General features: G+C 67.0%; 5 protein-coding genes and 1 pseudogene. 3 read left to right on the forward strand and 3 right to left on the reverse strand.

The features are described 5' to 3' along the window. Positions 1-6: 6 nt before the first annotated feature. Entirely contained in the window at positions 7-1,011 is a 1,005-nt protein-coding gene (locus tag BJ970_RS05195) for an Lrp/AsnC ligand binding domain-containing protein (RefSeq protein WP_184724380.1), read from the forward strand. Here BJ970_RS05195 and BJ970_RS05200 read toward each other — a convergent pair whose 3' ends face one another. The 3 genes from BJ970_RS05200 to BJ970_RS05210 all read right to left on the reverse strand — a co-directional run bounded on the left by BJ970_RS05200 (position 1,012) and on the right by BJ970_RS05210 (position 10,989). Next, entirely contained in the window at positions 1,012-9,663 is an 8,652-nt protein-coding gene (locus BJ970_RS05200; RefSeq protein WP_184724382.1) for a WXG100-like domain-containing protein, read from the reverse strand. Positions 9,664-9,904: 241 nt separating this feature from the next. Beyond that, on the reverse strand, positions 9,905-10,417 hold the full coding sequence (locus tag BJ970_RS05205; RefSeq protein WP_246470722.1) for a MarR family winged helix-turn-helix transcriptional regulator: 513 nt from the start codon (positions 10,415-10,417) through the stop codon (positions 9,905-9,907). A gap of 209 nt (positions 10,418-10,626) precedes the next feature. Then, positions 10,627-10,989, reverse strand: coding sequence for a hypothetical protein (locus BJ970_RS05210; RefSeq protein ID WP_184724386.1), 363 nt, complete (start codon positions 10,987-10,989; stop codon positions 10,627-10,629). 153 nt (positions 10,990-11,142) lie between these two features. On the opposite strand from BJ970_RS05210, the gene BJ970_RS05215 reads away from it, so the two are divergent. Both BJ970_RS05215 and BJ970_RS05220 read left to right on the forward strand, forming a co-directional pair. Then, entirely contained in the window at positions 11,143-11,667 is a 525-nt protein-coding gene (locus tag BJ970_RS05215) for a flavin reductase family protein (RefSeq protein WP_184724388.1), read from the forward strand. A gap of 62 nt (positions 11,668-11,729) precedes the next feature. Continuing rightward, positions 11,730-12,106: pseudogene (locus BJ970_RS05220) on the forward strand (bifunctional 3,4-dihydroxy-2-butanone-4-phosphate synthase/GTP cyclohydrolase II); the annotation flags it as partial. Positions 12,107-12,263: the final 157 nt, after the last annotated feature.

Below are 12,263 nucleotides of genomic sequence, written 5' to 3' on the forward strand. Positions count from 1 at the left end.
GTTTTCGTGAAGGACCTCGATGAGCGTGACCTGGCGCTGTTACACGGGCTGCAGATCGCACCCCGGGCGAGCTGGGCGGAAGCCGCCAGGATCCTGGACTCGACGCCGGCCACCCTGGCGGGGCGTTGGGCGCGATTGCATACCGAGGGCCTCGCGTGGGTCACAGCTCATCCCGGTGGGGACTATCAGCGGATCGTGCTTGCGCTGGTGGAAGTCGACTGCCTGCCGGGAGCGCGGGCCGACGCGGTGCGCGCCGTGTGCGCCGATCCGCGGGCGGTCACGGTAGAGGAGTCCACGCGCGGCAGAGACCTGTTGCTGACGGTGATCACTCGGGATCTGGCCGAGCTCACGCGGTTCGTGCTCGACGATCTGCCCCGGCTACCGGGCGTCGAACGGCAACGCACGCACGTGGTCAGCGCCACGCATCGAGACGGCAGCTCCTGGCGGTTGGACGCGCTCAGCCCCCAGCAGCAGCGGGCGTTCGAGGCGGCGGCCCGGACGTTGCGACCAGTACCGGGAGTCAGCGCACAGGCCAACGCCCGGGCGCTAATCGGGGCGTTGGCCTACGACGGCCGGCAGGCGGCAGCCGATCTCGCCCGGCGCACCGGCCGCAACCCCGCCACGGTACGACGGCAACTGGGGCGCCTGCTGTCGAGCGGTCTGCTGTCCTTCCGCTGCGAAGTGGCGCAGTCGGTGTCCAACTGGCCGATCAGCAGCACCTGGATGGGCAGCGTCGCGCCAGCAGACCACCAGCGAACCGTCCAGGCGCTGGCGACGTTCCCGGAACTACGGCTCTGCGCCTCCACTACCGGGGATAGCAACATCGTCTTCACCTTCTGGACCCGCTCGCTACCCGATCTGCTCCGGCTGGAGGGTCTCATCGGGGAACGCATTCCGTGGCTGCGCGTCAAGGACAACGGCGTCAACCTGCGCACACCGAAACGCATGGGATGGATGCTGCACCCCGACGGCCGCGCCACCGGGGAGGTCATTCCTCCTGCGGCGCTGTGACTACCCGGGGGAGCGCGGCCAGGACAGGCGGCGCGGCCCCCCAGCCTTGCGCGCAGCACCTTCATCACCCGAATCATCAGCGCCCCGCTTACGGCCACCGCGTTCGCCTATCGAAGGTGTTTCGGCGAGAGCATGAACAGCAGTGTCCGCGTCAAAAGTCTCGCCCCATCCGATCTCATCATTCGTCGCCCTCCGGGGATCCAACAACGGCGCAGCGCTCGACGGAACAACCGACCACGGCTCCACACCGCCCAGCGGCTCAGCAGCCCACGCCAGCAAACTGCGCACCGATTCGCTAGCAAGCGGGTCAAACGTATCGTCCATCGGTGCAGCGTCCACGCCACTCGACCCGCCAACCCCGGCAGATTCCTCTCCGACCGGGGATCGTTCACCAGGCACATCCGCCCGCGCTGCCGACACGTCCTCTGCTGGCGCAGCATCCCCGGGCCCCGAGGCATCCAGGGCTGACCCACTGGCCTCCGCAGTCCTGAACTCCGCAAGCCGCGCCCTGCCCCACGACGAGCTCTTTCCGAACGCCCTCGCCAGCGATACACCGGTGTGGGGCTCGCCCGCGTCCCGAGCCCGCCGCACCTCCGCCCACACCGGCTCCAAGTTCTTCCTTGACTGCCGCGTCGTCACCCTTGCCGGACCGTTATCTCCCGTCCTGCCACGGAACTCCGCAAGCCGCCGATCACCCCACTTCCTGCCCTTGCCGAATTTCGCCCCCAATGTCGTACCGGTGTAGGACTCACCCGCGTCACGAGCCCGACCCAGCTCCGCCCACACCTGCTCCAACTCCGCACCCCGCTGCTGCTTCGCCGCATCCGGCGAAACGATAATCCCTTCCATAATCCGGAATTCCCTAATCCGGCGCTGACCCCAGGACGTGCCCCTTCCGAACTTGGCCGCCAAGGTCGCACCGGTGTGGGGCTCACCCGCGTCACGAGCCCGACGCCACTCCGCCAACTCGGCGTCCCAATCCTGCTGAGCCAACTGCGCCTGGGTCGTACCGCCCTCGCTCCTCCTGAACTCCGCAAGCCGCTGGCCGCCCCACGTCACGCTCTTTCCGAACTTGGCAGCCAAGGTCGCACCGGTGTGCGGCTCACCCGCGTCACGAGCCCGACGCAGCTCCACCCACACATCCTCTAGCCCCGCATCGTGCGGATCCTCGGCCGTAGCGCCCTCGCGCCTCCTGAACTCCGCCAGCCGCTGCCTACCCCACCAGCTACCCTTTCCGAACCTGGTAGCCAAGGTCGCACCGTTGTGGGGCTCACCCGCGTCACGAGCACGACGCACCTCCGCCCACACCTCTTCCAACCGCGCATCGTGCTGATCCTCGGTCGTAACGCCCTCGCGCCTCCTGAACTCCGCAAGCCGATCCCTAGCCCACCGCTTGCTCTTTCCTAACGCCTCCCCCAACGATCGGGCGGTGTGCGGCTGACCCGCGTCGCGAGCACGACGCAGCTCCGCCCACGCTTCCTCCCGGCCCACCCCTTCCGCCCGGAGCACAGGCCGACCGGACGCCCCCGCAGACTCGGTACCCTCGTCACTCGAACCATCCACACTCGACTGGGCACTCACTTGGGCCGCACTCGACTGGGCCGCAACCAGATCCGCGCCCGGCGTGCCTTTCGTCGCCGCGCCACCGGCTTGGCCGGAGAGTGTCGCATCCCGCTCGATACCCAACGACGGTCCGGCGCTCGACGGATCAACCGACCACGACCCCGCACCACCCGCCGAATCAGCCCATTCAAGCAAGGCGCGCTCCAGCGCGGATTCCGACAGATCAACCGTCGGCGGGCCACCCGCCGACTCGGCGGAACCCGACTGTCGGGCAGCCGCCGGTGAATCCGCCCCGGCTCCAGCGTGGACAGTCAGCGCGTTGCCCTCGGTACCGAGCTCGGCCGCCAGCTCCCGGGAATGCCGCAACGCCTCGTCGCGGCCAAACTCACGAATCCTCGCCGCAACCCGCCCCACCACCGCGTCCAAAGCCCCCTGACGCGCCAGCCTCACCACGTCATGCGTCCCTCGCACAATCGTCGCCGCAACCTCTCGCGAACCCGGCGACGCTACCGCCTCGACGACCTTCTCCACAGCGCTGGGCCCAACGACAGCCGGCTCAACAGCCAGCCCCGACAGCTCTGCCCGCACCCGCTCCAGCAAGTGCACCGCCTGCCCCACCCGCCTCCGCAAGGCCGCCACATCCACGCCAGCCGACTCGCCTCTCGCCAACCGCGCCGACCAGCCCTCAACCCGCGCGGTCCTCCACTCATCAGTCTCTGCGGTGAGCCCAAATTCCTTCAGAATTGGGACGTTCGCCTCCGGACCCACGGGCCTGCGCGCCGCACCCTCATCGGCAGAGTCATCCTCACGACCCCCGCTACCGCTCGCAGCCGCATCCATTCCTCCGACACCAGGATCATCAGCCGCCGCCGAACCGAAAGCCAGCTGACCCGCATCGTCCGCCCCCGCCCCCGGCCCATCACCCCACGACCATCCCGCGACCTCCAGCGAATCCAACGCAGACGCGACATCCAGATCAAGCGTCCACGTCATCGGAGTTTCCGCCGGCTCGGTGGCCGCGGGGTCCTCGGGCACCGAAACGTCCGCCTGGGGATCCGGCCCCGCCCCGGCACGGATGCCCAGCCCCGTCCCTTGCGTGCCAAGCCGGTCCGCCAACTTCCGGGAAAACCGGACCGCCTCAACACGCCCCACCCCATCAACCCGCGCCGCAACCAACGCCACGACATCATCCAACGACACACCCACATCGCCCCGCGCCAGCGCCACCACATCATGCGTACCCCGCACAATCCCCACAGCCACCTCACGCGGCCCACCCACCGACCGAGCCCGCTCAACCTCCCGACGAAAATCCAACTCCGCCCACTCCGCCACGACTAATGACTCAGAACCATGCTCCGACTCCGCAGCCACATCCGCAGACGGCCCAACCTCCGGCGGCACACCAATCCCAGAACTCGGTACCTCGCCGACGGATCTGTCAACCTCATCCCTGATCTCGCGAAGCCGCTCCCGGCCCCACGTCGCGCTCTTTCCGAACTTCTTCCCCAACGTCTCGCCGGTGTAGGGCTCACCGGCGTCACGAGCACGACGCGCCTCCGCCCGAGCCGCCTCCCGCTCCTCCGCCACAACTTCCTCCCGGGTCACATCACCCTCATCCTTGATCTCCGCAAGCCTCTCTTTGCCCCACGTCACGCCCTTTCCGAACTTCTTCCCCAACGTCTCGCCGGTGTAGGGCTCACCGGCGTCACGAGCACGACGCGCCTCCGCCCGAGCCGCCTCCCGCTCCTCCGCCACAACTTCCTCCCGGGTCACATCACCCTCATCCTTGATCTCCGCAAGCCTCTCTTTGCCCCACGTCACGCCCTTTCCGAACTTCTTCCCCAACGTCTCGCCGGTGTAGGGCTCACCGGCGTCACGAGCACGACGCGCCTCCGCCCGAGCCGCCTCCCGCTCCTCCGCCACAACCTCCTCCCGGGTCACATCACCCTCATCCTGGACCTCCTTAAGCCGGTTTCTAGCCCGCCTCGCGCTCTTTCCGAACTTCTTGCCCAAATCCGCGTCGGTGTAGGGCTTACCCGCGTCAGCACGACGGGCTTCCGCCCGCGCCGCCTCCTGGTCCCACTCAAACAATGCCCCACTGCCCGCACCACCCTCATCCTTGATTTCCGCAAGCCGGTACCTAGCCCATCTCTCGGTCTTTCCGAACTTGCTCCCCAACTCCGCACTGGTGTAGGGCTCGCCCGCGTCGCGAGCACGGCGCGCCTCCTCCCGCGCCGCCTCCCGCAACCGCTCCCCCTCCTGCGCAGACAACTCCTGCCGGGTCACACCACCCTCATCCCTGATTTCCTTAAGCCGGTTGCGGCCCCACTCCGAACTCTTTCCGAACCTCTTGCCCAACGCCACACTGGTGTAGGGCTCGCCCGCGTCACGAGCACGACGCGCCTCCACCCGCGCCTCCTCCCACAACCGCTCCGCCTCCCGCGCTGCCAACTCCTTCCTGGTCACACCACCCTCATCCGTGATCTCCGCAAGCCGTTTCCGTGCCCACACCGCGCTCTTTCCGAACTTCTCCGTCAACGTCTCGCCGATGTATGGCTCACCGGCGTCACGAGCACGACGCTCATCCACCCGCACCCACTCCCGCTCGTCCCCCACAGGGGGCACTCCCTCCTCTTCCCTGATTTCCTTAAGCCGCGTGCGACCCCACTTCGTGCTCTTTCCGAACTTCTCCGCCAACGTCTCGCCGGTGTGGGGCCCACCAACATCACGAGCACGACGCGCCTCCACCCGCGCCGCCTCCCGCAACCGCTCCCCTTCCTGCACTTCCCACTCCCACCGGGTCACACCACCCTCATCCCTGATTTCCTTAAGTCGCGTGCGGCCCCACTTCTTGCTCTTTCCGAACTTCTCCGCCAACTCCATTCGGGTGTAGGGCCTACCGACGTCACGAGCACGACGCGCCTCCACGCGCGCCGCCTCCCGCTCGTCCGCCCAAACTTCCCTCTGGGGCACACGACCCTCACGTCCGATCTCCGCAAGCCGCGCCCAGTCCCGCTCCGTAGCCGTTCCGAAATTCGTCCCCAACGCCTCACTGTTATAGGGCTCACCCGCATCACGAGCGCGACCCGCCGCCCGCGCTGCCTCCCCCTGCTCAGTCAAAGCCTGCCCAGTTGGGCCGCCCTCATCTTTGATTTCCGCAAGCCGCCGCCATCCCCACGCCGCGCTCTTTCCGAACTTCTTCGCCAACGTCTCGCCGGTGTAGGGCTCACCGGCGTCACGAGCACGACGCGCCTCCACCCGGACCGCCTCCGACTCCCGCTCCCGCTCCTGCTCCCGAAAAGACAGCCGGGTCAGGCCACCCTCGCCCCTGATTTCCCTAAGCCGGGCCTTAGCCCACGTCACGCTCTTTCCGAACTTGTCCGCCAATTCCCCTTGGCTGTAGGGCTTACCGGCGTCACGAGCACGACGCGCCTCCACCCGCGCCGCCTCCCGCTCTCGCTCTGAGTATTCTTCCCCCCTCTCAGCTCTGATTTCCGCAAGCCGCTGCCAACCCCACCCCGCCCCCTTTCCGAACTTCTCCGCCAACGTCTCGCCGGTGTAGGGCTCACCGGCGTCACGAGCACGACGCGCCTCCACCCGCGCCGCCTCCCACTCCCGCTCCCGCTCCTCCGCCACGGCTTCCCTCCGGGTCACACCACCCTCATCCCTGATTTCCCTAAGCCGGGCCTTAGCCCACGTCACGCTCTTTCCGAACTGGTCCGCCAATTCCCCTTGGCTGTAGGGCTTACCGGCGTCACGAGCACGACGCGCCTCCATCCGCGCCGCCTCCCGCAACTGCGCCGCGCTACCAAGCCGCCCGGCCTCCTCCGATGCCGGCGAGTCCGAATCCCCTGCCACGACACGAGTCCGCACCCGACCCCGCAAGACACCCTCATCAGCCTCATCATCGGCACGACCCCGCTTACGAGCATTACCACCACCAACCGCTGCTCCACCGCCACACCACGCATCCCCAACAGACACCGACGGCTCCGCCACATCCGGATTCACATACTCACCACTCGCCCCGAATCCGGCATCCGCGCCCTGAAACAACTCGGTAACACCACGAGACCCCAAATCGTTGCGCATCCGCTCAACCAACGCCCCAGCATCATTCACCCGCTTCCGCAAATCCACCAGCGCCGCACCATCGAACCCACCCCGCCCCAACGTCTCCGACCACAGCCCGACCCGGCCCCGCAACCTGGGCATATAACCCTCCGGCGCACCAACCAAAAGCTCCCGCAAAGAACCAACCAACCGCCACAACTCAGAAACCAACCGCGTCCGCTCAACCCCGTCCTCAGCCACCGATGCCCCAAGCGCAGCACCCCACGCAGAATCCAAGGACGGCCCGGCAGCCATCGGATCAACCGCCCACGCCCGTCGATCTTCCCCCGACTCAGCAACACCCGGATCAAACCCAAACGCCCACGCCGCCGCCTCATTCCCAGACCCAGCCTCACCACCGCCCGCAGGCCTCCCGAAAACCGGAGCATCCTCACCCGTCCCCTGGCCCGCCCCAGCACGAACGGCCAACCCCGTCCCATGCGTACCAAGCCTGTCCGCCAATTCCAGCGAAAACCGCACCGCCTCGGCACGCCCCGCCCCATCAACCCGCGCCGCAACCAAGGCCATCACATCATCCAACGGCACACCCGCGTCTCCCCGCGCCAGCGCCGCCACATCGTGCGTAGCCCGCACAATCCCCACAGCCACGTCACGCAACCCACCCACCGACCGAGCCCGCTCAACCTCCCGACGCAATTCCGAATCCGTCCACTCCGCCACAGCAACCGGTGCGCGCTCGTCCTGCCTCGGCATGCCCGCATCGGACATGGCCGAAGTGTCGTGTGCCGCGAAGTGCGGGCCCGTGACCGCCGACTCCGTTTCGGCACGACCCGCCTCACTCGGACGCGCAGCCACCGTGTCGGCCGCACCCGCCGGAACCGCAATCGACGAACTTGCCAACGCATTCGGCCCATCGTGGCCCTGGCCGGCCTGCTTCGGCGCAACCACCGGCCACGGCCCACCCAGCGGCCGGGGTCGAGATCCATCGGGAGCGAACCGCATCCATCGCGGACCACGCTCCGCCATCAGTGCAACAACATCGCGCCCCACGCCCCGCGCCGCCTCCGAAGCCTGACCCGACGACACCACCACACCGGCACCCGAGCCCGACACCAATACCACTGGACCCGCACCGATATCCCGCACCCGACCACGCACGTACTCCGCAACCCCGCCACCAGACACCGCATCTACCGGCACCGATACCCGCACCGCGCCCGCAGGCAACCCCGCTGGCACCTCGCCCAGCATTGGGTCACCGGATGACACCACCCCCGACACGCCCGGCAGCAGCGATGAATCCGGCGATACCGGAGACTGCGGCGCATCTTCGCCCAAGCGAGACGCATCCGCATTCATCGCGCCCGCCGCACCGGAACCCGCCGCCACAGGCGGACCTGGACCGGTCGCCTCACCCCCCGCAGAACCCTGGTTCTGCAACGTGGCCCCGCCCTCGGTATCCGAGACCACGCCAGCCACCGAAGAAGTCGTCTGCGACGTAGCGGTGTCCGAAGACGCACTGGACGCATCGATGGCGTCCGTCGACGGCTTTTCCACCGGCAAGGCGTCCGCATGGTCCACATAGGTCAGAGCAACACCTGCTTGGGCATCCGCTTTGTAGGCCGGCGGCGGCCCATCGACACCAGCCCCTCCTATCGTGACCGCACCGCCGGGCACCGGTAAATCGCTCCGGTCGAGGTCGTCTCCGTGAAGCGGGCTATAAGGTGGCGGTGGCGTGCCTGGCCGGTCCGCATCCCGCAGCACACCCGGGGCCGCTGCATCGGCCTCGTGCCACGACGCACCGGACACCCCGCTCGGAGAGTCGGACTTTTCGCTGAGGGATTCCAAGAAGCCGGTCTTCTCGTCCGTCTGCGACCCGGAGTTCACCCACAAGCTCTCGGACGTATCCGTGTCCGTGCTGCCGGAATCCTTCTCCCCGCCAGCGGCGTCCTGAGCTCGGCCAGGTGGAATCAACTGGCCCCGCAACGCGAGTCCGGTCAGGTTCCCGATGCCCGACCCCACCGCCTCGGACAACCCGGCGGTGAAGGAGAACGGATTCCACTGCGCCCCCTGACCACTCAACGCGCCATACCCGGCCTCGCCGAACATCTCGGCCAGGCCCTCTTCCAGCGACTCCCCCAGGCCGTGACCGAAACGGGCCGCCCACATCGCCCGCACCGACATCCTCGTGTAATCATCCAGGCTCTTCGACACCACATCGGCAAAACGGGCCATCGACGACAACGGATACAGCTGCGCATGCTCCTCCGCAGCATGCTTAGCCGCCGCTGCCAACACCTCCGCATCGATCTCATCGCCCAGGCCGCGCACCAACACCTTGGTGATCGCATTGCCCACCACGTTGCCCAGCGCCGAGAGAGGCACCGCCAGCAAGGCACCGAACGAGCCGACCCCCACCGCCATCGTCGTTAGCTCGCCATCCCATTTCTTCCGCGTCCCCAACGCGAATTGCGCCCCCTGCGCCCCTACCTCCACCACCAACTGCAATCCGATCCCCACGATCTGGGCCACCGCCAGCCGCATGAACAGCTGCCCCCACCATCGCGACAACAGAAACCGCATCACCGCGAACCGCGCCGCCAGCCACGCCATACTCGCCCCCGCCGTCAGCCCCGCCATCGACACCGCCCACGCGATCTCCGCTAACAGCAGCAGCAAACTCCCCACTGTCACGAACTTCAAATACTGCACCTGCAAGGCCAGATTCCGCACAAACCCCGCCAGCTCCCGCAAACCCGCGGCACCCGGCTCCAAAACCGGGCCAAACGCCGCCAACCGCTCGGTGAACCGGTCCGCCGCCTTGCCGGAAAACTCCCCCCGCACCCGCCTCACCACATCCCGCACCACCGGACCCAACGTCTCCACCGCCGCCGCACCCTGCTCCAACGCCGCCGCCACCGCGAACAACGCATCCTCATCCGCATCCGTCATGTCCTCACCGGTCAACACCTGAAAAAGCCGCCGCACCTCCTCCGGCACCAGCACAGCCACCCAAGCCACCCACTCAGCTCGACCTCGAACCGGTCAGAAACGGCCACCGCGCCGTAGTATGAGCCAGCAATAACGCCGCACTAAAACATTGCCTCCCAGACCCAACGACTATGCACGTTCAGGCATAGCAGCGCAGCGAAAGGAGAAAGGTGAGTACGCCCGGGGATCTAGACACGGGACACTGACCACGACGGCGATTTCAATGGAAATCAACGGGTCGGTTTCCATTGAAATCGCCAGACTAGTCCCGCTTCGCGGCCTTCTGCAGTTCTTTGGCCTCCGCCTCGACCATCCGCGCACTGGATCGAAGCATCTCCTGCATGAGCCCGATCTCGTCGGCTCCGAGCGCCTGCGTCAGCGTCGTGTTGATTTTGTCGACCTCGGCGGTCATTTCCTTCAGCGCGACGATCCCCTCCGCGGTCAGCGACAGCGCGACAGCCCGCTCACTATCCTCATGCGGCCCGCGGGCGACGAAGCCGCGCGCTTCGAGCTGCGAAACGATCCGATTGATGGTCTGCGGCCGAACGAAGCAACGGCGAGCGACCTGTGCCAGCGAAAGATGGGGACGGTTGTACATCACCCGCATTGCCGTGTAGGACGACAGCGTCAAGCTCCAGGGCGCCAACCGGATATTGCCGATCCGCGTGACCGCGTGCTCAAGGCGGAACACGGCGTCTACCAGGTAGCTCGCGTCCTTGAGGTCCAAATCCTCAGACGAAGGCTGAGACGCACCACGCTGGTCACCGTCATTCAAGGCTGTCATGTTGACAGCCTACGAGCCAACTGGTCGTCCATGCCAATTCCGTGGCGCGGCCTCGCCGGGGCCGTGGTGGTCAGTGCCGCCAGGAGACGCGCGCGTTGGCCGCTAGGCCCGCTCCGGGCGCGGTGGGAACGCGCCCGACGTGGCGGAGGAAGCCTCGTGCCGAGATGCCAACCGAGTTGCTCGCTTTACTCCGGTGACCGTCAGAGATCGCGGGTCGGCCGCAGCCCCGCTGCGGCGGAGTCCCAGGTTTCGACCGGCCTGCCTTCGTTGCGAAGGACGACCTTCTGGATCTTGCCGGTCGGCGTGCGGAGCATCTCGGGCACGATGCGGTAGTAGCGGGGGACCATGAAGTGCGGCAGGTGGCGGTCGCAGTGGTCGAACAACGCCTTGAACAGGCTGTGGTAAAGGCAGCTTAGGCGTTCAGGCGGACAGGGAGTGTGATCATCGATGCACAAGGTGGGTGTGGTGGGCTGCGGCGCGAGCTCGTACCGAGCTTGCTGACCGCGCCGGAGACCATCGAACGGTCCCGGAACCTGGTCGAGAAGGTCTTGGGCAACCGCCACTGCTGGCGCGCATGGTCGACGCGGGTCTGCTCGGCAGGAAGGCCGGACGCGGGTTCCACGACTACTCGGCTGAGCCGAACCGCGAACAGTAGCGCGACCTCACGCCTTAGCGTAACAGCTTGCATCATGAACGTATCTTGTTATTATATCAGCATGCTTACATCTCCGGTGTTGCTGCACGAGACGGATGATCCGGCCCTGTTCCGACGAGTGCTCGGCCACTGTCCGGCGGGCGTTGTCGGCATCACCGCCGTGGATCAGACCGGCGGGCCGGTCGGATTGGTCGTGTCCTCCTTCACCTCGGTGTCGCTAGACCCACCCCTCGTGGCCTTCCTGCCGACCAAATCATCCACAACCTTCCCCAAGATCAGGGACTCGGGCAGCTTCTGCGCCAACGTGCTCGCCGCCGCACAGCGCGACCTCTGCAGAGCATTCGCCGTAAGCGGCGGCGACAAGTTCGCCGGGGTCGATTGGTCCCCCGGGCCCACGGGGTCACCGATACTCGCGGGGGCCGTCGCGTGGATCGATTGCGACATCGACGCCGTGCATGACGCCGGCGACCACGAAATCGTCGTCGGCCGCGTCCGGGCACTCGCCGCCGAACCAGCCGACCCCAGCGCCCTCGTCTTTTTCCGAGGCGGCTACAGAGCGATCGCCTCCGAACCCTCGGCCACCTGACTGCCGCCACCGTCAATCAGCAGCACCATCGCTACGGCTCCCACCAAGAGCAACCATGAACACTCCGGGCGATCACGGCCGAAGGCGCTGGCACAGTGGTGTATCTGCGCGGTCATGAAGGCCGTGGCATAGGGCTCGCCCACAAGATCCGAGCCTACGAACTCCAAGAGAACGGCCTGGACACCGTTGACGCCAACACGCCCAGGGTCTGCCGGTCGATTCCCGCCTCTACGGCATGGGTGCGCAGATCCTCGCCGACCTGGGCATTACGCGGCTGAGGCTGATCACCAACAACCCTGCCAAATACGGCGGGCTCGGCGGCTACGGCGTGGAAATCGTCAGCCGGGTCGGACTCACGACAAGCGCAAACCCCCACAACCTCCGCACCAAGCAAGACCGTCTGGGCCACCACTTGTCCCTCGGCGAAATCGCTGGCTAGGCCCCAACTCACGGGGAGGAGCGGCCAGCAAGGCGAAGTACACGCCGTGGCTGTGACACCCACCAACAACGCGACCTCCTTCTTACGCCTGCCTTCCTTGCACCACAACACAATCCGCGCCCTCGTGGCGATCCTCGTTGACGCATCCCGACTAATC

This window comes from Saccharopolyspora phatthalungensis (assembly GCF_014203395.1).
Lineage (GTDB): Bacteria > Actinomycetota > Actinomycetes > Mycobacteriales > Pseudonocardiaceae > Saccharopolyspora > Saccharopolyspora phatthalungensis.